General features: G+C 72.7%; 17 protein-coding genes. 9 read left to right on the top strand and 8 right to left on the bottom strand.

Features of this window, described 5'->3' with window-relative positions; genetic code table 11:
- Positions 1–143: 143 nt before the first annotated feature.
- Positions 144–863 carry a uridine kinase gene (locus O7595_RS31635; RefSeq protein WP_269732003.1) on the bottom strand — a complete coding sequence of 240 codons (720 nt, stop codon included), beginning with the start codon at positions 861–863 and terminating at the stop codon, positions 144–146.
- 145 nt (positions 864–1008) lie between these two features.
- Here O7595_RS31635 and O7595_RS31630 point away from each other — a divergent pair, with 145 nt between their 5' ends.
- From O7595_RS31630 to O7595_RS31610, 5 genes are all read left to right on the top strand, one after another.
- Positions 1009–1845: an ABC transporter substrate-binding protein gene (locus O7595_RS31630; protein WP_269732002.1), complete on the top strand. Its 837-nt coding sequence runs from the start codon at positions 1009–1011 to the stop codon at positions 1843–1845.
- Positions 1842–2642: an amino acid ABC transporter permease gene (locus O7595_RS31625; protein ID WP_269732001.1), complete on the top strand. Its 801-nt coding sequence runs from the start codon at positions 1842–1844 to the stop codon at positions 2640–2642. Before O7595_RS31630 ends, O7595_RS31625 begins: the two co-directional genes overlap by 4 nt.
- An 8-nt stretch (positions 2643–2650) precedes the next feature.
- Complete coding sequence (locus tag O7595_RS31620) at positions 2651–3487, top strand: amino acid ABC transporter ATP-binding protein (protein ID WP_269732000.1); 837 nt, start codon at positions 2651–2653, stop codon at positions 3485–3487.
- 214 nt (positions 3488–3701) lie between these two features.
- Positions 3702–5099, top strand: coding sequence for a cytochrome P450 (locus O7595_RS31615; RefSeq protein ID WP_269731999.1), 1398 nt, complete (start codon positions 3702–3704; stop codon positions 5097–5099).
- 169 nt (positions 5100–5268) lie between these two features.
- Positions 5269–6717, top strand: a complete 1449-nt coding sequence (locus O7595_RS31610) for a PP2C family protein-serine/threonine phosphatase (protein WP_269731998.1) — start codon at positions 5269–5271, stop codon at positions 6715–6717.
- Between the two features lie 148 nt (positions 6718–6865).
- Here the strand turns inward: O7595_RS31610 and O7595_RS31605 are convergent, their stop codons facing one another.
- Positions 6866–8359, bottom strand: coding sequence for a DNA-binding protein NsdB (locus tag O7595_RS31605; protein ID WP_269731997.1), 1494 nt, complete (start codon positions 8357–8359; stop codon positions 6866–6868).
- Positions 8360–8592: 233 nt separating this feature from the next.
- Here O7595_RS31605 and O7595_RS31600 point away from each other — a divergent pair, with 233 nt between their 5' ends.
- From O7595_RS31600 to O7595_RS31585, 4 genes are all read left to right on the top strand, one after another.
- Positions 8593–9711: an aminoglycoside phosphotransferase family protein gene (locus O7595_RS31600; RefSeq protein WP_269731996.1), complete on the top strand. Its 1119-nt coding sequence runs from the start codon at positions 8593–8595 to the stop codon at positions 9709–9711.
- A 408-nt stretch (positions 9712–10119) separates the two neighbouring features.
- Positions 10120–11013, top strand: coding sequence for a universal stress protein (locus tag O7595_RS31595; RefSeq protein ID WP_269731995.1), 894 nt, complete (start codon positions 10120–10122; stop codon positions 11011–11013).
- 486 nt (positions 11014–11499) lie between these two features.
- Positions 11500–13407, top strand: coding sequence for an N-acetylmuramoyl-L-alanine amidase (locus O7595_RS31590; protein WP_269731994.1), 1908 nt, complete (start codon positions 11500–11502; stop codon positions 13405–13407).
- Positions 13408–13560: 153 nt separating this feature from the next.
- Complete coding sequence (locus O7595_RS31585) at positions 13561–15825, top strand: terpene synthase family protein (protein WP_269731993.1); 2265 nt, start codon at positions 13561–13563, stop codon at positions 15823–15825.
- A gap of 254 nt (positions 15826–16079) precedes the next feature.
- Here the strand turns inward: O7595_RS31585 and O7595_RS31580 are convergent, their stop codons facing one another.
- The 6 genes from O7595_RS31580 to O7595_RS31555 all read right to left on the bottom strand — a co-directional run bounded on the left by O7595_RS31580 (position 16080) and on the right by O7595_RS31555 (position 20941).
- The gene (locus O7595_RS31580; protein WP_269731992.1) at positions 16080–16580 is read right to left on the bottom strand and encodes a hypothetical protein; all 501 of its coding nucleotides are present in this window, start codon (positions 16578–16580) and stop codon (positions 16080–16082) included.
- Between the two features lie 103 nt (positions 16581–16683).
- Positions 16684–17082: an ACT domain-containing protein gene (locus O7595_RS31575; RefSeq protein ID WP_269731991.1), complete on the bottom strand. Its 399-nt coding sequence runs from the start codon at positions 17080–17082 to the stop codon at positions 16684–16686.
- 174 nt (positions 17083–17256) lie between these two features.
- Positions 17257–17499: a DUF397 domain-containing protein gene (locus O7595_RS31570; protein ID WP_269731990.1), complete on the bottom strand. Its 243-nt coding sequence runs from the start codon at positions 17497–17499 to the stop codon at positions 17257–17259.
- Between the two features lie 211 nt (positions 17500–17710).
- Entirely contained in the window at positions 17711–18880 is a 1170-nt protein-coding gene (locus tag O7595_RS31565) for a thiolase domain-containing protein (RefSeq protein ID WP_269731989.1), read from the bottom strand.
- A complete protein-coding gene (locus O7595_RS31560) occupies positions 18870–19922 on the bottom strand; it encodes a thiolase domain-containing protein (RefSeq protein WP_269731988.1) in 1053 nt (350 codons plus the stop codon). The genes O7595_RS31565 and O7595_RS31560 overlap by 11 nt, the downstream gene beginning before the upstream one ends.
- A gap of 2 nt (positions 19923–19924) precedes the next feature.
- Complete coding sequence (locus O7595_RS31555) at positions 19925–20941, bottom strand: Zn-ribbon domain-containing OB-fold protein (protein ID WP_269731987.1); 1017 nt, start codon at positions 20939–20941, stop codon at positions 19925–19927.
- Between the last annotated feature and the right edge of the window lie 178 nt (positions 20942–21119).

Here is a 21119-nt window from a genome sequence, read left to right as displayed (position 1 = left end):
GGGGCGAAGGCGGCGGCCGGCGCGCCGGGCCGGACCGCCCGCGCCGGAGTACGGGTTCCCGGCCATCACCGCCGTCCGAACGCCCCGACGACCCGGTGCCGACGCGCGTCGCCCCGACGGCACCGCACGCGAAGGGCGGGGGATCAGAGGAGACGTGGACGGGCGAAGTCCGTGTTGTCGATGATCGCGTCCGTCCGCGTCAGCGGGTCGGCCTCCTCGATGTGGACACGCATGGCGGCGAGGTAGCGGTCCCGGTGGAGGGCCTCTGCCGCGGAGCCGGCCCAGTCCCCGTCCCGGGCGGCGCCGCGGCGTACGGAGACCTCGGCGTCGACGTCGAGCCAGACGCGGAAGTCCCAATACGCGTCGATCGCGGGGCGGAAGGCGAAGACCCCGTCCACGATCAGCACGCTGTCGTCGGTCAGCGGCGTCCTGGTCGCCGAGTGGTCCTGCTGCGTCAGCGGGTCGATGCTGCACAGCGCACAGGACGCGGCGCCCTGGGTACGGCACGGGTCGAGCAGCAGCCGGCGGGCGGCCTCGTAGTCGTAGGCGTTGCGGTAGTAGCCCTCACCGGACTCCCGGTCGTAGAGGTGCCGGTCCTTCCAGGGCCGCTTGAAGTCGTCCAGGGTGGCGCGGAGCACCGGGCGGCCCGCCGCGCCGATCCGGGCGCCCAGCTCATGGCCGAAGCTCGTCTTGCCGGAGGCGGTGAGCCCGTCGATGCCGACGAGCAGCCGGCCGTCGCCGAGCGCGAGGACCCGCTCGGCGATCCCCGCCACGAGGGCCTCCCGCCCCGGGGACGCGGGGGCCGGGCGCGGTTGCCGCCAAGTCGAGGCCGAAAGGTGCACCGGGACATGACGCATGCTCATCGCCCCACCGTATCCGCGACCCCCACCTGCGGGAAGACCACCCCGACCGGCAAGGTCCACGATCTTCCGGGCCGGGGCTGTGACGGTGGCCTACGCTCATGTGTGGCGGTGCCATCCACCGATCCCTGTGCCCATGGAGGTCACCATGTCCAGGACTGCCGGCGGCCGTACCCACCCGATCCGCGTTCTCGCCCTGTTCTGCGCCACGGCGACGGGCCTGTCGCTCACCGCCGGCTGCTCCTCCGGGGAGGGGCCCGGTGAGGCCGCGGGCGGAGTGCCGGTGGTGGAGAAGGGGAAACTGACCACCTGTACGCATCTGCCCTATCCGCCGTTCCAGTTCGAGCAGGGCGGCAAGGTCGTCGGCTTCGACGTGGCCCTCGTCGACCTGGTGGCGAAGGACCTCGAGGTCGAACAGAAGATCCTCGACACGCCCTTCGAGAACTTCAGGACGGGCGCGTTCCTGAACTCCGGCGAGTGCGACCTCGCCGCCGCCGGTATGACCATCACCGACGAGCGCAAGAAGAACGTCGACTTCTCCGTCCCGTACTTCGACGCCACCCAGGCGCTGCTCGCCACGAGGAAGAGCGGCGTCACCTCGCTGGCCGACGTCGAGGCCGAGGGCGCGAGACTGGGCGCGCAGGCCGGGACGACCGGCGAGAGCCACGCGAAGTCGCAGGGCTTCGACCCGGTGGCGTTCGAGAGTTCCGATGCCGTGCTCAACGGTCTGCGCACCGGCCAGGTCGACGCCGTGGTGATCGACTACCCGGTGGTGCAGGGCTGGCTCAAGGACAAGGCCAACGCGGAGGCCTTCGTGCTCGGGCAGAACATCGAGACCGGGGAGGAGTACGGCTTCTCGGTGAAGAAGGGCAACGACGAGCTCCGCGCGGCCATCGACAGGGCGATCACGGAGGCCAAGGCCGACGGCACCTACGACAAGCTCTACCGGCAGTGGATCGGGCCGCTGCCGGAGGGCCGGTCATGACCTCGCGACTGACCAGGCGACAGCGCCGCCGGGTGTCGCAGGGAATCCAGTACGCGGTGTTCGTCGCCGCTGTGGTCCTGGTCGCCGTGCTGGCCGACTGGGGGCGGCTGCGGAACCAGTTCGCACAGAAGGACCTCGCGAGCGAGCTGTTCCCCGACATCATCACCATCGCGCTGCGCAACACGGTCGTGTACACGCTGTCGGGCTTCGCCTTCGGTCTGGTGCTGGGCATGGTCGTGGCGTTGATGCGGCTGTCGTCGGTGGCGCCGTACCGTTGGGTGGCGAGCGTCTACATCGAGCTGTTCCGCGGTCTGCCCGCTCTGCTGATCTTCATCTTCGTGGGGGTCGCGGTGCCGCTGGCCTTCCCGGGGACGGAGATCCCCGGCGGGGTGTACGGCAAGGTCGCGCTCGGTCTCGGGCTGGTGGCCGCCGCGTACATGGCGGAGACGATCAGGGCCGGGATCCAGGCCGTGCCCAGGGGGCAGATGGAGGCGGCGCGTTCGCTCGGGTTCTCCCATGCGCGGGCCATGGTGTCGGTGGTCGTCCCGCAGGCCTTCCGGATCGTGATCCCGCCCCTGACCAACGAGTTGGTGCTGCTGTTCAAGGACTCCTCGCTGGTGCTGTTCCTCGGTGTGACGCTGAGCGAGCGGGAACTGACCAAGTTCGGACGGGACCTGGCCAGCCAGACCGCCAACTCGACGCCGATCCTGGTCGCCGGGCTGTGCTACCTGCTGGTGACGGTCCCGCTGGGTCTGGTCGTGCGCCGGCTGGAAGCCCGAACCGAGAAGGCCAGGTGACGACGGGTATGGCGGAGAACGAGATCGAGATCCGCGGACTGCGCAAGTCGTTCGGGGACAACGAGGTGCTGCGGGGCATCGACATGGACGTGGCCCGTGGCGAAGTGGTGTGCGTCATCGGCCCGTCGGGCTCGGGCAAGTCGACGCTGCTGCGGTGTGTGAACCTGCTGGAGGAACCGAGCGCGGGCCGGGTCTTCGTGGGCGGCACGGAGGTCACGGACCTCGACGTCGACATCGACGCGGTGCGGCGGCGGATCGGCATGGTGTTCCAGCAGTTCAACCTCTTCCCGCACGTGACGGTGACCGAGAACCTCACCCTCCCGCAGCGGCGGGTTCTGAAGCGCGACAAGGCGCGGGCCGCCTCTGTGGCCCGGGAGAACCTGGAGCGCGTGGGTCTGTCGGACAAGGCGGACGCGTATCCGGCGCAGCTGTCCGGCGGGCAGCAGCAGCGCGTGGCGATCGCACGGGCCCTGGCGATGAGCCCGGAGGTGATGCTCTTCGACGAGCCGACGTCGGCGCTGGACCCGGAGCTCGTCGGGGAGGTCCTCGCGGTCATGCGGATGCTCGCGGCGGAGGGCATGACCATGATGGTGGTCACCCATGAGATGAGCTTCGCCCGGGAGGTCGCCGACCGGGTCGTGTTCATGGACGAGGGGGCGATCGTCGAACAGGGCCCGCCGGAACAGGTGGTGGGCTCTCCGCGCCACGAGCGGACGCGCAACTTCCTCGATCGCATCCTGGACCCCGCCGCCGCGGAGGAGCCCGGTGGCGCGGCCGGGTTCGGGAACTCCGGCTCCCACCCCGGCCCCGGCCCCGGCAAGGAACCCGGCGGACGGAGAACCTGACGACGCCCCGCCGCCAGGACGCCGGTGCGGACGCCGCGGCGCGTCCTCTCTTCCGTCGCGCCGCCGACAGTGCGTTCCGGACACCCGAGCCGACTTTCCGGCCGGATCGCCCTGCCCACCGGCGGGGCGGTCCTGGCAGTGTGGTCGTGCACACGTCGTGCAGTCGGAGACGCCCCGGGTGCCCGGCGGTTCAGCGCGCGGGGAGGTGTCTGCGATGACGGCGGAGAGCGCACGGCCCGGACCGGATCCGGTCGTGCCCGGTCCGCGACGGCTGCCGGGCCTCGGCAATCTGCCGGCCTTCGCCCGCGATCCGCTCGGCTTCTTCGTACGGCTGCGCGACCGCGGAGACCTGGTGGAGTGGCGGCTCGGCCCGCAGCGAGCACTGTTCGTGTCGCGTCCGGAGCACATCGGCGAGCTCCTGAAGGGCGTCGAGACGGTCTTCCGCCACCCGGAGCTCGGCTGGGCGTTCAAGCTGCTCCTCGGGGACGGCGTGGTGACGTCCGAGGGGCCCGCGTGGCGCCGGAAGCGCGCACTGGTGCAGCCCGCGGTCCGTCCCCGTCAGGTGCGGTCGTACGCCCGGACGATGGCCGACTGCGCCGCCCGGCTGGCGGACGCCTGGCAGCCGGGGCAACGCGTCGACGTACGCCGCGAAATGCTGGCGCTCACTCAGCGCATCGCCGTGCGGACGCTCTTCGGCGCGGAGACCACGGGCAGGGAGCGGGTGATCGGCTCGGCCATGGAGGTGGCCCAGCGGGCGATCGGCGCCGAGTTCCGGGGGCTCACGCTGTTCCTGCCGACCCGGGTCGCGACTCCCGGTCGCCGCGCTCTGCACAGGGCCGTCGAGGTGATCGACGCCGAGGTGGGCCGGGTGACCGAGGAGCGGCGGCGCGGCGGTGAGGAGGATCGGGACGACCTCCTGAGCCGGCTGCTGGCGGCGCGTGACGAGAAGGGCCGTCCCCTGTCGGACAGGGAGGTGCGCGACGAGGCGGTGACGCTCTACATCGGCGGGCACGAGACGACCGGGACGACGCTGGCCTGGGCCTGGTACCTGCTCTCGCGCAATCCCGGGGCGCGGGCCCGGCTGAGCCGGGAGCTGGCGGAGGTCCTGGGGGGCCGAACACCCGGGTTCGACGATCTGCGCCTGCTGCCGTACACCGAGCAGGTGGTGAAGGAGACCCTGCGGCTGTACCCGCCGGTGTGGCTGATGACGGGCATCGCGAAGGAGGGCTCGGCGCTGGGCGGACTGCCGCTGCCCGAGGGCACGGTGGTCTGGTCCTCCCAGTGGAGCGCGCACCGGGATCCCCGCTGGTTCCCGGAGCCGGGGGCGTTCCGGCCGGAACGGTGGGGGGCGGACGCGGAGCCGGCGGTGCCGGACCACGCCTGGTTCCCCTTCGGGGGCGGCGCACGGGCCTGCCTGGGCGCGCGGTTCGCGATGGTGGAGGCGGTACTGGTACTGGCCACCCTGGCGCAGCGGTTCCATGTCGATCTCGGTCCCGGCGAGGTGGCACCGCGTACGGGACTGACGCTGCAACCCGGTTCTCCGATGCCGGCACTGCTGCGGAACGTCGAACGGGACATCTCCGGGCCACGCCACACGAGCACTCAGGAGTAACAGCGAACGCGTCATGGCTGGTCGGAGCGCTGCGCGCCATTGACATATGCCAGGTGCACCACCGTATCGAGTGTTGCCAAATCCCTTACGCGCCCCCGTTACCTGTGCAACAGTCGTAACGGTCTCCTCACCGAGACCTGGCCACGCCGCGCCTGCATCGGAGTACGACATGCCGTCCCATCTGTTCGCGGACCGCCCCGCCCCCCAGCCTCCTCGGCGCGGCTCGGTGGACGAGCTGATCTCGCAGACCCGACGGCTGCGCGGCGACGTGGACGCGGTCCGGCGCGACGCCGTGGTCGACGAGGACGACCCCCAGGGACGCTGGCACCGAGCCCTGTGCGACCTGGCGGTCCATCAGCTCGACGATCTCGGGTCGCACTTGGGCCAGCTGAAGGAGGGACTGCCCGCCCTGCCGGAACCCGAGGACCTCCTCGGCCCGGAGGAGTCCGCCCCGTACGAGGACCTCGCGCCGCGCCCGGGGTCCCTGCTGAGCCGGGTCGGCAGTGCCGAGTGGAACCTGCTGACGGACGAGGTTGGTTGGTCCGAGGAGTTGCACCAGATCTTCGGACTGCCCGCCGGAAGCGAGCCGATGACACTGGACGAGCTGCCCTCCATGGTCTTCGCAGAGGACCAGGGGTTGCTCACGGAGATGGTGACGGACTGTCTGGTCGACGGCAAGCCGATCGACGGGGAGTTCCGCATCGTCCGCGCCGACGGACGTGTCCGTACGCTCCATATGATGGGAGAGCCGGTCCTCGACGCCGACGGCTGCACGGCCTCGATGTGGGCCGTGCTCCGGGACGTCAGCGAACTGCGGCGGTCACAGCGCGCGGTGCGCGAATCCCAGGACTCGCTCGCCCGCCGGCAGCACGTCGACCGGACCGAGCGCCGGGTCGCGAGGGAGATGCACGAAGCGGTCCTCCCTCCGTGGCGCGGCCCGCTCGCCCTTCCCGGGCACGGTCCGCAGGCGCTGGAGCTGGCCGGCCATCAACTCCCCTCGGCGGAGGGCGGCCTCATCGGGGGCCAGTGGTTCGACGCCCTGGAACTGCCCGGTGGACGGGCACTGTTGAGCGTGGGCGATCTCACCGGCCACGGGGTCACCGCGACCTCGACCATGGCGATGCTGCTGGGCGCCCTGCGGGCTCTCGCCGCGGCGGGTATCCGGCCCGGCCCGCTGATGGGCCGGCTCAACGGTCTCCTGGACTCCTCGGCACAGCCCGCGCTCGGCAGCACGGTGTGCTGCCACTACGACCCGGAGACCCGGCTGCTGTCCTGGGCGCAGGCCGGACACCCCGCCCCGCTGCTGTTCCGCGGCGGGACGGGGCGAGCCCTGCCCCAGCCGGACGGAGTGCTGCTCGGCGCGACGGCCGGAGGGGCGTACGAGCAGGCCGAGATCGGCCTGCTGCCCGGCGACGTGCTGGTTCTGCACACCGACGGGCTGATGAGGGGACCGGGCGCCGCCCACGACGGTTCCGGGCGGGAACGTCTGCTGGCCCTCGCCCCCGCGCTCTCCGTCGCCCGGAGCGCGCAGGAGTGCACCCGGTTGATCGTCGAGGAGTTCGGTGCGATCGAGCGTCAGGAAGACGCCTGTGTGATGGTGGCCAGGGTCAGTCGCTAACGGGTGAGTGGGGGCGGGCCGGCAGCGGACCCGTCGGACGTGCCCGGCTGTCTCCTGCACGAGAACGGCAACGGTGACATCGTCCACCACCGCCGGCTCGCGGCCGCGGTCACCTCCGGGTGGTGACGGGGGTCGGTACCGACGTCTCTCAGATCCGGGCGCTCCGCGCGCTCTTCGACGGGCTGTTGGGCAGCGCGTGCTGGATCTCCGCGCGGAGATCCTCGATCTTCGCGTAGCCCGCGAACTGCCCGGTGAGCCGGTACATCTCCCGGAGCCGGTCCCAGGTGCGGTGCGACGAGGTCTCACCCATCGACACCAGCGCCAGTCGGGCGTACCTGTCGGCCTGTTCCGGGTCGTCCGCGATGAAGCACGCCGACGCCATGGAGAGGTAGTCGAAGATCTTGGACCGCTGGCGGCCGCCCTCCCTCAGCTCCAGCGCCTGCTTGGCATGGCGCTGGGCGATGCCGGCGGCGGCGGGGTCGTGCTCGGCCAGGGTGCGGTAGGCGAGCGCCTGCATGCCGTGCATGTCCGCCTCGTCGAACATCTGCATCCAACTCGGCGGCGGCACGTCGCCCTTGTCGGAGACGAACAGTTCCTCGGCCTCGCCGAGGGTCCGGCGCATGGCCTGGGCCCGGCCCATGGAGGCCTGCGCCCATGCCTCGATGGTGTGCAGCATGGCCCGGGTACGGGGCAGGGTCTCCTCCCCGGAACCGGACTTGGCGAGCTTCATCAGATCGAGGGCGTCGTCCGGCCGGCCCAGGTGCACCATCTGGCGTGCGGCCCGGGAGAGGGCCTCTCCCGCGCGGGGGCGGTCGCCCCCTTCGCGTGCCGCGTGGGCGGCGATGACGAAGTACTTCTGGGCGGTGGGTTCGAGGCCGACGTCGTGGGACATCCAGCCGGCGAGCACGGCGAGGTTGGCAGCGACGCCCCACAGGCGGCGCTGGAGGTGGTCGGGGTGGCGGTAGGCGAGCATGCCGCCCACCTCGTTGAGCTGGCCGACCACCGCCTTGCGCTGCAGTCCGCCGCCCCGGGAGGCGTCCCAGGCGCGGAACACCTCGACGGAGCGCTCCAGTGCGTCGATCTCCTGCGACCCGATGGGGGCGGCCTCGTAGCGGTCGAATCCAGCGGGGTCGGCGTGCAGGGGATCGTGGACACGCGGAGTGCCGGTGGCGAGAGCGGGGTCGGTGTGCAGCCAGTCGTACATGGCGCTGCTGAGTGCGGAGCCTGCGGCGAGCGCGGCGCCCGCGCCCACCAAGCCGCGTCGGTTGAGCATGAGGTCCATTCCCGTGAATTCGGTGAGGACCGCCGCCGTACGTTCGGGTGCCCAGGGCAGGCCGTCGGAATGGCCGGCGCAGCCGGCCTCCCTTCGCTTGCGCGTGCGCCCGTGCCGTACGAACCCGAGGTCCTCGATGGTCACGACACGGCCGAGTCGCTCGGTGAACAGAGCCGCCAGCACCTTCGGCACCGGATCGCGTGGGGACTCCCCCATGTCGATCCAGCGCCGGACCCGCGAGGTGTCGGTCGCCAGCTGCGGATGCCCCATGGCCGCCGCCTGCCGGTTCACGAGCCGCGCGAGCTCGCCCTTGGACCAGCCGGCGAGGCCGAACAGGTCCGCGAGACGGGTGTTGGGTTCTCCGGTCACGTCAAGCCCCCAGGTTCTCGGCTGAGTTGACAGTAACCCCCTGTCAGATGCGCCGCGACTATTCGCCAGGGTTCGCCAGGGTCCGCCAGATGGTGTGCCACCCACGGCCGGGTGTCAGGTAGGAAAGCGCCACCCCGCCCCGGGAGCGAGACCGCATTCCCCAGGGTGCCGAAGGCTTCCGGGGCAGGGCCGCGCACGCGACTTGTCGGCACACGAAGGGATCTGTATCGCCCATGTACACAGCATCGTCCTCCGTGTCCGCCCCGCCCCGTCCGCGCACCCTGCAGGCAGGCGGCGGGCCGTTGTTCGAGCCCTCCACGACCGGCAGGACCCGGCGCTGGCCGGGGGCTGTCGGCCAACCGCTCAGCGGGAGAATCGACTTGTCCGGCCCCCAGGGCGCGCAGCTGCGCATGGCGATCGCCTCCGTGCACCGCATCTGCCCGGAGTTCAATCCGGTGCAGGTGCTGCGCAGGAGCGGTCGCTCGGTGCTGCTCGTCGGCACGACGGGGCGGACCACGGCCGTCGCCAAGTGCTTACTGGACCAGTCGCCGGCGTGGGCGGAGCGGTTCCGGCACGAGATAGCGGCATACCGTGCGTTCGTCCGGCACCGGCCTCCGGTGCGTGCGCCCCGGCTCATCGCCGCGGACCCGGACAACTGCACGCTCGTCGTCGAGCGGATGCCCGGACGTCCGGCCGCCCTCGCCCGGCATCCCTCCGAGGCGCCGCCGCGCGCGGACGTCCGCGCCGCGCTCGGGGCCATCGCCCGGCTGAACTCATGGCGGCCGCCGGCGGGGACGTTCGACGCACCGCTGGACTACGCGTCGAGGATCGCCCGCTACCACGAGCTGGGGCTTTTCACCGACCGCGACCTGGGTGATCTGCAGAAGCTGCTGCACGGTCTCGCCCACGCCGGCGGACGGCAGGGCGGCCTGGGCCAGTTCTGTCACGGAGACGCGCTGCTGTCGAACATCCTCCTCGCGCCGACGGGCCCGGTGCTCGTGGACTGGGAGCACGCCGGCTGGTACCTGCCGGGGTACGACCTGGCGACGCTCTGGACGGTGCTGGGCGACGCGCCGGTGGCACGGCGCCAGATCAGCCAGCTGGCCCAGCAGTCGGGCCCCGCGGCCCGCGACGCCTTCCTGGTGAACCTGATGCTGGTGCTGACCCGGGAGATCAGGACCTACGAGACGGCCGTGCAGCGGACGATGCGGGAGGCCCCGCCGGCCGGCACCGTCCCTTCGGCGCAGGCCGGAGTCTCCTCCGGCGAGGAGCAGCGGCTGCTGTTGCGGCGGCTGCACGATGACTGCGCGCTGGCACGGCGGGCCGTGCGCGCGGCGGTCGGCACCCGCTGACCGGGACGAGGGGGAAGAGCGCTGTGCGCCCAGTGCCGACACACTGGACGCACAGCGCTCTGTCGTGTGCCGAGGTGACTCCGCGCCAGGGATGACGGGCACGCCCGGGCCGCACCGCGCGGGATGTCGGAGGCCCGCTGCCACACCCCGCACGGCCGAGGCAGAGGCCGTCCGCCCTACGGCCCGGCTCACACCGCGGGAGGACGGCTCACGGCGGGAGGCGCAGCGAGTCCCGCTCGGGGGAAGTCGTACCGGTCGCAGCCGTTCCCAGCCGTCCGGGCGGCACGGGAACACGGGTCCGTGACCGGGCACGGGCCGCCCGCCCCGTGCGGGCAGGCTGCGCAATACTGACCTCCGCAGGGCGGACCGCGTGGTCGAGCCCGGACCCCGGACGGAGGCACACCCCTCATGGCCCGACGCATCACTGCCGGAGTGGACGGATCACCGGAGAGCCGGGCCGCGGTCCACTGGGCGGCCCGCGAAGCGGCGCTCCGCGGGCTTCCGCTCCGCATGGTGCACGCATGGCTGTGGCAGCCCCTCGACGTGCCGATCGTGCAGGACCGCGAGGCGCAAGCGCGTTCGGCCGAGAGTCTGGTGCGTGAGGCGGAGTCGGAGATCACCGGGCGCTACCCGGACGTGCCGGTCTCCGCCGAGGTGGTGGCGGACACGGCGGTGGCAGCGCTGCTCGACGAGTCGGAGCGCACGTCGATGCTGGTGTTGGGCTCCCGCGGCCATGGCGCGATCGCCGGCTTCATCGTCGGCTCCTACGGCCAGCAGGTGATCGCCTCCGCCTCCTGTCCCGTCGTCGCCGTACGCGCGCCGGCCGGGGAGGAGCAGGACGGGACCGCGGTTCCCGAACCCCACGACGGCGCCGAGGTGGTGGTGGGACAGCACGGCACGCCGGAGGACTGCGACGCCGTCCTCGGATTCGCCTTCGAGACCGCCGCCGCGCATGGCGTGGGGGTGCGCGCGGTGCGGGCCTGGAGCCTGCCGACCCTCTACACCTACAGCCCGGGGTCGATGCGGCCGGCCGACGAGGCCGGCGGCCTGGAGCCGTTCGAGAAGAAGGCGCTGGCGGACGCACTGAAGCCCTGGCGGCAGCGCTACCCCCAGGTGCCGGTGACGGAGCACGTCGAGATGGGCAGCGCCGGGCAGGTGCTGCTGTCCGCCACGGGGCGTGCGCTACTGCTGGTCGTCGGCCGGCGCGCGCGCCGTTCTCCCATCGGTACGCGGATCGGTTCCGTCGCCCATGCCGCGCTGCACCACGCGCCCTGCCCCGTGGCGGTCGTACCGGCGAGCTGACCCCGGCGTCGTCCACCGCCGCCAGGCAACGCCTTCGCGCGCAGGAGCCGCTGGTCGCCAGGGCCGGCGGCTGCTCCTGCGCGCGGTGTCACGTCCCACGGCCGTGTGCCGTGAGCCCTGCGACGCCCGCGCCTGACGGCTCTCTGCGTTCCCGGGACCGGCCCCCGGCCGCGTCGGCTCCGCAGCGCACCGGCCGGACGCACGGCCGTTCCCCCGTCCCTGCGACGTTCCGCGCCCAGGCGCCGCGCCCGGCCGGAGCCGTGCCCTGACGGCCCCTCACCGACGATCATCGGTTCACTCCACCGACGCGCCGCAGGCCGCGCCCCGCCCGTCCATGACGTGGACTTCCGTGCCGCTGAGCCTCATTGACGGATCGTCCGGGAGCCGCTACCCCTGTACGGGTCGCTCGCGCACCATCCGTCACTGGAGGCTGCATTGCAGGCATCCGCCCTGGCACGACCGAGACTTGCTCGCAGGCGGGGGGCGGTGGTCGCGGCCCTGCTGCTGACCCTTGCCTCGGCCGCTCCGTCCGCCGCCGCGGAGCCGGCCGCGCCGTCCGACGAACTCCAGCGCGCCTTCGCCGCCGCCGCCGCAGAGTACCGGGTGCCGCAGAGCGTGCTGCTCGGCGTCGCCTACCTCCAGTCGCGCTGGGACGGGCACGGCGGCGCCCCGAGCGTCACGGGCGGTTACGGGCCGATGCATCTCACGGACGCCGCGACGGCCCTGGCCGAAGCCCCGCACCATTCGCACGGCGCGGAGGACGCCCGTGGCGACGCGGCCCGCGCTCCCCGGACGGGCGACGGCGCCACGCTCGCGGAGCGTGCCGTACCGCCGGCCCGGCTGCGGACCCTGGAGCGTGCCGCGGACCTCACCGGCATCCCCGCCGAACGGCTGCGCACGAACGCGGCCGCGAACGTCCGGGGCGGCGCGGCGCTGCTCGCCGACGCCCAGCGGAAGCTGGGCCTGGCGCCCGGCGGTGGCGCGGCGGACTGGTACACGGCGGTCGCCCGGTTCTCCGGCGCCGATGACACGGCGACCGCGACGACCTACGCCGACGACGTGTTCGACGTCATCCGCACGGGCCAGAGGCGCACCACGGACAGCGGGCAGCGGGTGTCGCTGCGGGCCCACGAGGGGCTGCGTCCCGACAGGTCGGGCCTGGCCCGGCTGGGGCTGCGCACCGTGGACCGATCGCTCACGGAGTGCCCGGTGACCGTGGCGTGCGAGTGGATCCCCGCGCCGTACGAGCAGTTCGGCGAGGGCGACTACGGCAACCACGACAAGGCGGACCGGCCCGCGTCGCAGTCGGTCGAGTACATCGTCATCCATGACACCGAGGCGACCTGGGACACCACCCTCCGCCTGGTCCAGGACCCCGAGTACGTGTCCTGGCAGTACTCGCTGCGGTCGTCGGACGGTCATGTCGCCCAGCACCTGCGGCTGAAGGACGTCGGCTGGCACGCCGGCAACTGGTACGTCAACGCCAAGTCGGTCGGGCTGGAGCACGAGGGTTTCCTCGTCAGTCCCGACGCCTGGTACACGGAGGCGATGTACCGCAGCTCCGCCCGGCTGGTGCGCTATCTCGCCAAGCGGTACGGCGTCCCGCTGGACCGGCAGCACATCATCGGGCACGACAACGTGCCGGGCACGCTGCCCTCGACCATCCCGGGCATGCACACCGATCCGGGGCCGTTCTGGGACTGGGCGCACTACTTCACGCTGCTGGGGCGGCCGTTCGTCCCGACGGCGGGGCCGGGCGCGTCCGCGGTGACGATCCGTCCCGACTACGACCGGCACCAGCCCGTGTACACGGGCTGTGTGAAGGCGGGCGACACCTGCACTCCGCACGGTTCGGGTGCGGTCCGGCTGCACACCGCGCCGGACGCCTCGGCGCCGTTGGTGAAGGACATCGGGCTGCGGCCGGGCGGCGGCGAGTCGACGACCGGTGTCAACGACACCGGCGCGCGGGCCACGACGGGGCAGCAGTACGCCGTCGCGGAGCGCCGCGGTGACTGGACGGCCATCTGGTACCTGGGCCAGAAGGCCTGGTTCCACGACCCGCGTACCCGGCCGACCGCGGTGGGCGCGCGGGCCGCGCTCGTCACCCCGCGCGCGGGCCTGGCGGAGGTTGCGGTGTACGGCCGTGCCTACCCGGAGGCGTCGGCGTACCCGGCGGGCGTACCGGTGCAGGCGGTGACGCCGCTGCCGTACAGGCTGCTCGCGGGACAGCGGTACGTGACCGGTGGCAGCACGCCGGGCGAGTACTACTGGGCGACGACGTTCGACGCGTCGAAGCACACCGTGGTGCGCGGCGACGAGCGCTACTACGAGATCCAGTTCGGGCACCGGGTCGCCTTCGTCAAGGCCTCCGACGTGCGGGTCGTGCGCCGGTAGCGGACCGCCGGCGGGCGGCGGCGCGCGGCCGGTTCATCCGGACGGGTGATCATCGGGGCCGCGTGGCCCGGAGAGGCGACGGGTAGGGCTCGCCCGTACGCCGACCGGTCCGCGCGGCTCGCGCGCGGACGCACACCGAAAGGCCGGGCACGCATGGCACAGCCCTTCGAACTGCCGGATTTCTACGTCCCTCATCCGGCCCGTCTCAACCCCCACGTCGACGCGGCACGGCGGCACACCCGTGAGTGGGCGCACCGCATGGGGATGCTGGAGGGGTCGGGGATCTGGGAGCTCGAGGACCTCGAGGCGCACGACTACGCCCTGTTGTGCGCCTACACCCATCCGGACTGCTCGGCGGAGGTGCTCTCGCTGGTCACCGACTGGTACGTGTGGGTGTTCTTCTTCGACGACCACTTCCTGGAGGTCTACAAGCGCACGGGGGACACGGCGGGCGGCAAGGCCTATCTGGACCGGCTGCCCGCGTTCATGCCGCTCGATCCGGAGCAGGGCGTCCCGGAGCCGACCAACCAGGTGGAGGCGGGACTCGCCGACCTGTGGGCGCGCACGGTGCCGAGCATGTCCGCGGCGTGGCGGGCCCGGTTCGCCGAGGCGACGGAGCATCTGCTCAACGAGTCGCTGTGGGAGCTGCACAACATCAACCAGGGCCGGATCGCCAACCCGGTCGAGTACGTCGAGATGCGGCGCAAGGTCGGCGGTGCGCCGTGGTCGGCGGGGCTCGTCGAGTTCGCGGCGGGCGCGGAGATCCCCGAGCGGGTCGCCGGCTCGCGGCCGATGCGCGTGCTGAGGGACGCCTTCTCCGACGGGGTTCATCTGCGCAACGACCTGTTCTCGTACGAGCGGGAGGTCGGCGACGAGGGCGAGAACAGCAACGGCGTGCTGGTCCTGGAGACGTTCCTCGGCTGCTCCACCCAGGAGGCGGCCGATGCGGTCAACGACCTGCTGACCTCACGGCTGCAGCAGTTCGAGAACAGCGCGCTCACCGAGGTCCCGGCGCTCTGCGTGGAGTACGGCCTGGACCCGGCGGAGTGCGCGGCGGTCGCCGCGTACACGAAGGGCCTGCAGGACTGGCAGTCGGGCGGGCACGAGTGGCATCTGCGTTCCAGCCGCTACATGAACGAGGGCGCGGTGGCGGGGCCTTCGCTCTTCGACGGGGTGCTCGGGACGTCTGCCCTGGACGTCAGGACGTTGTTCGGCCGGCCGGCGGTGTCCCGGCTGCGCGGACTGACGCACGTACCGCACCGGCCGACGGGGCCGTCACTGCTGCCCGAGTTCGACTGCCCGTTCCCCCTCACGCTCAGCCCGCACCATCAGGACGCGCTGACCCGGTCGGTCACCTGGGCGAAGCGGATGGGGCTCCTCGGGGACATCTGGGACGAGGAGATGCTCACCGGCTTCGACTTCGCCCTCTGCGCGGCCGGCCTCGACCCGGACGCCACGCCCGAGGAGCTGGAGCTCAGCACGGAGTGGCTGACGTGGGGCACGTACGGGGACGACTATTACCCGCTGGTCTTCGGCCGCCCCCGCGATCTCCTCGGCGCGAAGGCGTGCACCGACCGGCTGACGGCCTGTATGCCGCTCGACGACCCGGGGTCGGGCGCCGCGGTCGCGCGGAGCCCGATGGAGCGGTCGCTCGCGGATCTCTGGGCGCGGACAGCGGGGCCGATGGGCCCCGAGGCGCGGGCGGGGCTGCGGCGTGCGCTGGACATGATGCTGGAGAGCTGGCTGTGGGAGCTGCACAACCAGGCGCAGCACCGGGTGCCCGACCCCGTGGACTACATGGAGATGCGACGCAGCACCTTCGGATCGGACCTCACGATGATGCTGTGCCGACTGCGGCACGAGGGGGAGCTGCCGCCGGAGATCCACGCTACGGGGACGATGCGGAGCCTGGAGAACGCGGCGTCGGACTACGCCTGTCTGATCAATGACCTCTTCTCGTACCAGAAGGAGATCGAGGTCGAGGGCGAGCTGCACAACGGCGTCCTGGTGGTGCAGAACTTCTTCGGCTGCGACTACGGGGCCGCCGTCGGGATCGTGGACGATCTGATGCGGTCGCGGCTGAGCCAGTTCCTGCACATCACGGAGCACGAACTCCCACTGCTGCAGGAGCGGTTCGCGCTGGACTCCCGGGGCAGGGCGGCCCTGGACTCCTATGTGCGGGAACTGGAGGACTGGCTCGCGGGCATCCTGAACTGGCACCGGAAGGCGCGCCGTTACGGGGCGGAGGACGTGCGGTCGGGCCCGGGCGCGGCGTTGCGTCTCGACGGGCCCCTGGCTCTGGGCATGTCGGCGGCGAGGGTCGTCGACCTGCTCCGGACAGGTGCGGGGTCGGGGGCGCCGGTGAGCACCGGCACGGGATCGCACACCGGCGCGTCGGCGGGTGCCGTGCGGCTCTGACCCCGATACCGGGGCGGCTCGTGTGGGCCCGGGACGTCCCGCGCCGCAGGAACCGGGGCGGGCGCGGGCTGTCGTACCGGTCCCGCGTCGGGGGCGCGGGACCCTACGGGGCCGGGCGGTGCGCGAGGCGCGTGCGGCGGGAGCGGGGGCGCACGGGCATGGACCCGACCCGGGCCGGGTTCACCGACACCGGCGGGCTCCCACCGCGGGACCGCCCCGTCCGCGCGATTCCGACGGCGGGGGTGCCCGGAGGATCAGCCCTGCTGGAAGAGTTCCGCGGGCAGCGGCTTGAGGAGGGCGTAGAGATCGTCGGTGATCGGCCGGTCCCAGCTGGCGATGGTGACGAGGACGTTGTCGCTGCGGTCGAACTGCACGCAGGAGATCCGGCCCTCGGAGAGCTTGATCCGGCGCACGATCAGCAGGTTGTCGCCCTGCATCACGGGGACGTCCTCGGTGCCGACGACCGTGACGTCCTCGTCGTTCTCCAGTGCCGCGAGCAGCTGGGCGACCTCGAAGGGGGCCTGTCCTTCGCCGACCTCTCGGGCGGGCGAGCCCTCCGGCAGATTGCCGATGATCATCGCGGGACCCCGGCCGCCGAAGAGGTCGTAGCGCAGGAATACGCCCTGGCAGCTGCCGTCGGGCGCGGGCAGCAGCCCGGCGCCGAGGTTTCCGGGCCAGTCCCCCGGGTCCATGGCCAGGACGTCGAAGTCCGGGCCCGCGGGAGTGGAGGCGCTGCGGCGGCGGAGGAAGGACATGCCGACATGGTACGTGCCCCGCAGGCCGTGCCGCCGACCGGGCGCTCGCGGGCGCGACACGCCGGAACGGGCCGGACGGCCGGTCGCGCCGCGTCCCGCGGGCTCAGCCGGCGCGGCCCGCCAGCTCCTGCAGGAGGGTGACGGCCTCGTCCGCGCGTTCGTAGGGGACGAACAGATGGTCGTGGTGATGGCCGGCGACGACGTTGCAGCTGATGCCCGCGTCGGCCAGGGCGGTGGCGACGGCGGCGGTGAGCCCGACGGCGTCGAGTGCGGAGTGCACCCGCAGGGTGATCCAGCCGGCGACGTAGTCGTGGGCCAGCCCGGCGGCGTCGGCCTCCTCCTCGCGCACGACGAGGGTCAGGCCCTCGGCCTCGGCGACGGTGACCACGGGGGTGGGGCCGGGCGGCGGCGCCCCGGCGACGGTGGTGAAGACGTAGCGGCCGGGGTTCAGTTCGGGACGCATGCCGGTGAGCAGACGGCCGAGGTCGCGTTCTGGGCTCATGATCGTCAGCCTAGGGGCCGGCGGGTTCTCCCACCTCTCATCGATACGATCCCTCATGGGCGCAACCGAACACCAGGGACCCATGGATTCTGGGGGCGCCCACCTTTCATTCGAAGGTCGGCGCCGGGGTGGCGACCCGGCGCGCCTCGCACACGGGCCGCCGCCGGAGGCACATCAGGTGAGGTCGAACTCCCCGTGCCGGGCGTTCATGACGAAGGCGCGCCACTCGGCCGGGCTGAAGATCAGTGACGGGCCGCCGGGACGGCCGCCGTTCCTCATCGCGATGAAGCCTTCGACGAAGGCGATCTGTACGTCACCCGCCCCCTGGCTCCCCGACTGCCAGTCCGCCTGGCTGAGGTCGAGCTCCGGCTTGTCCCAACCCGAAAGCGGCTGCTCCGTGGTGATGCTCTCGGCCACGTCCCTACTCCTCCCGGTTCGTCGTCCGGGGTCAGCGTAGCGATCGTGGCCGGTCGCGGACAGGCCGCCGCAGGAGGACTCGCGGGCCTCTTCCGGGATGCCGGCCGGGCCGCTCGCGGGGCCCCATTCGTGTTCCCGGCCCGGGTGTGCGCAGCCGCCGCCCGCCCGTGTGCCCCCGGTGGGCACACCCGCGCCAACCGGGGGCACGGAGTCAGGTCGCCGGGGGCTCGGCGCCCACCAGCCACATGGAGAAGAACTGCGAGCCGCCGCCGTAGGCGTGGCCGAGGGCCTTCCGTGCCCCCTCCACCTGGTGCGCGCCCGCCCGGCCCCGTACCTGGAGGGCGGCCTCGGCGAAGCGGATCATCCCGGAAGCACCGATGGGATTGGTGGACAGCACCCCGCCGGACGGGTTCACCGGCAGGTCGCCGTCCAGTTCCGTGACGCCGGACTCGGTGAGCTTCCAGCCCTCGCCCTCGGCGGCGAAGCCCAGGTTCTCCAGCCACATCGGCTCGTACCAGGAGAAGGGCACGTACATCTCGACGGCGTCGATCTCGCGGCGCGGGTCGGTGATGCCCGCCTGCCGGTAGACGTCGGCGGCGCAGTCCTTGCCGGCCTGCGGGGACACGAAGTCCTTTCCCGCGAACAGCGTCGGTTCGCTGCGCATCGCGCCGCCGTGCACCCATGCCGGGCGGTGCGGCGAACGGGCGGCCCCGGCCCGGTCGGTGAGGACCATCGCACAGGCGCCGTCGGAGGACGGACAGGTCTCCGAGTACCGGATCGGGTCCCAGAGCATCGGCGAGGACTGCACCTTCTCCAGGGTGATGCCGTGTTCGTGGAGGTGGGCGTACGGGTTCTTCAGCGCGTTGCGGCGGTCCTTGTACGCGACCAGGGATCCCACGGTGTCGGGTGCGCCGCTGCGGCGCATGTACGCGCGTACGTGCGGGGCGAAGAACCCGCCCGCGCCCGCGAGGAGCGGCTGCTGGAACGGGACGGGCAGCGACAGGCCCCACATCGCGTTCGATTCGGACTGTTTTTCGAAGGCGAGGGTGAGGACCGTCCGGTGGACGCGGGCCGCCACGAGGTTGGCGGCGACCAGCGCCGTCGATCCGCCGACCGAGCCCGCCGTGTGCACGCGCAGCATCGGCTTGCCGACGGCTCCGAGGGCGTCGGCCAGGTACAGCTCCGGCATCATCACGCCCTCGAAGAAGTCGGGGGCCTTGCCGATGACGACGGCGTCGACGTCGGCCCAGCCGAGTCCGGCGTCGTCGAGGGCCCGCCGCGCGGCCTCACGGACGAGCCCGGCGATCGACACGTCGCGGCGGGCCGCGACGTGCTTGGTCTGGCCGACGCCGACGACGGCCACGGGTTCCTCAGCGGACATGCGGCTCTCCTTCGAGGACGGCGACCAGGTTCTGCTGCAGGCAGGGGCCGGAGGTGGCGTGGGCGAGGACGCGGTCCGAGGCGCCCCGGTGGACGGCGGCGGCGGCCTCGCCGATGCGGATCAGGCCCGCGGCCATGACGGGATTGGCCGCGAGGACACCGCCCGAGGCGTTGATCCGCACGGAGCCGTCGAGGCGCAGCGCCTTGCGCAGCACGACCTCCTGGGAGGTGAACGGGGCGTGCAGTTCGGCGGTGTCCACGGGCCGCTCGAACGCTCCGGCCCGTTCGGCGGCGAGCCGGGTGGAGGGCGAGTCGGTGAGATCGCGTACGCCGAGGGAGTGCGGTTCGATGCGGTGGTCCATGCCCCGGATCCAGGCGGGGCGGTCACACAGTTCCCGTGCCCTGTCCCCGGCGGCGAGGACCACCGCGGCCGCGCCGTCGCCGACGGGTGGGCAGTCGCCGGTGCGCAGGGGCCGTACGACGTAGTCGCCCTGCGCGCGGGCACCGCGGAGCTGGGCGTGCGGGTTGTCCGCGGCGTCGGCCCTGCTGCGTACCGCGATCGCGGCCAGGGCCGGCTCGTCCGTCTCCCCCGCGTCGACGAGCGCCTGGGCCTGCAGGGCGGCGAGGGCCACCGAGTCGGGCCAGAGCGGGGCGAGGTAGTAGGGGTCCAGCTGGCGGGTGAGGACGTCGCGGACGGAGCCGGGCGAGGACTTGCCCCAGGAGTAGACCAGGGCCGTGTCCGTCTCGCCGGTGAGGAGCTCGACCCAGGCCTCGTACAGCGCCCAGGCACCGTCCGTCTCCACGTGCGACTCCGGGATGGGCGGCCAGGCGCCCACGCCGTCGAGCGCCATCGTGAAGGAGAACGCCCGGCCGGCGAGGTAGTCGGAGGAGCCGGAGCAGGTGAAGCCGATGTCGCCGGTGCGCAGCCCGGTCCGTCCGAGGACGTCGTGGAGCACGGGCATGAGCATCTCGACCTCGGAGAGCTCCTCGCTGCTGCGTACGTGGTCGGTCTGGGAGAAGGCGACGATCGCGACGTCTCGCATGGCTACAGCAGCTCCTTGTAGGTGTCGTAGTCCGCGTCGGGTTCGCCGGTGGGCCGGTAGTGGTCGGGGTGCCGGCCGCCCTCGGTCCACACCGGTTCGACGCGCAGGCCCATGCGCACCCGGTCGTAGGGAATGCCCCCGATGCGGCCGTGGAGCGCGAGGCCGGCACCGTCGAGCGCGATGTGCGCGTACACGTACGGGACGTCGATGTCGAGGTTCTTCGCCTTGATGTTGACGATGCAGAACGTGGTGACGGTGCCTCGGGGACCGACCTCGACCTGTTCGGAGGTCGCGATACCGCACGTCGGACAGGCGCCTCTCGGCGGTACGTAGACCTTGCGGCAGGCGGGGCAGCGCTCGCCGGTGGTGCGGCGCTCGGCGAGGGCGTTGATGAAGCGGGTCTGGGCGCGCCCGGGCGTGTAGGTGTAGTCGAGCCGGGCCGGGGCGACGATTCCGGTGACGGGGTCGTCGAACTCCCCGCTGTGGGGGCGGTGTCCGATCGCGGCACGCCCGTCGGTCCCGGCCGGGGTCGGAACCCCCTGGCCGCGGTCCTCGTACGGCTCGAAGCAGGCGATGTCCGTGATGGCTCCCGCGCGCTCGGCGGCCCAGCGGACTCGGACCCGCATTCCGGTGCGCACGGCGTCGGGGCCGGGCGCGTCGAGGGCGTGGAGGAGGGCCGTGTCGGCGCCGTCGAGCCTCACCAGCACCCAGGCGAAGGGGGTGGCGAGGGGCTGGCCCCGGCGCGGTTGCGGGTTCCAGGCCCAGGTGGTGACGGTGCCGGCGGTGCCGACCTCGACGAGTTCGCGTATCTCCTCGGCGGTCTCGGGGTCGTACTCCACGGGCGGGACGAGGACCCGGCCGCCGGTGGTCCTGACACCGAGCACGATGCGTTCGCGCAGGCCGGTGAGGAAGGCCGACTGCACGGGACCGAGGGAGCGGGTGAAGGGGAACTCCACGGCGAGCGGGGCGCGCAGCACCTCCGGTGCGGGAGGCACCCGGGATGCGGGGGTGGCGGTCATGGGACTCCTTCTGCCGGTTGCGTACGGAGGACCCTGCGGGTCCCCGGGGTGCCGTGGTGCTCCCGCGCGGGCCTCCGGCCGGAGGGCGCTCGGCCGTGAGGCTGCGGGACGGCGAGGCCGGACGGGCGGGTGGCAGGCCGGTCAGGCGGGGCGGGCGGGCCGGACGGGCGGGTGGCAG

It is taken from the genome of Streptomyces sp. WMMC940 (assembly GCF_027460265.1).
Lineage (GTDB): Bacteria > Actinomycetota > Actinomycetes > Streptomycetales > Streptomycetaceae > Streptomyces.
Note: the sequence above shows the minus strand (reverse complement) of the source record. Positions and strands in the feature narration are given on the sequence as shown.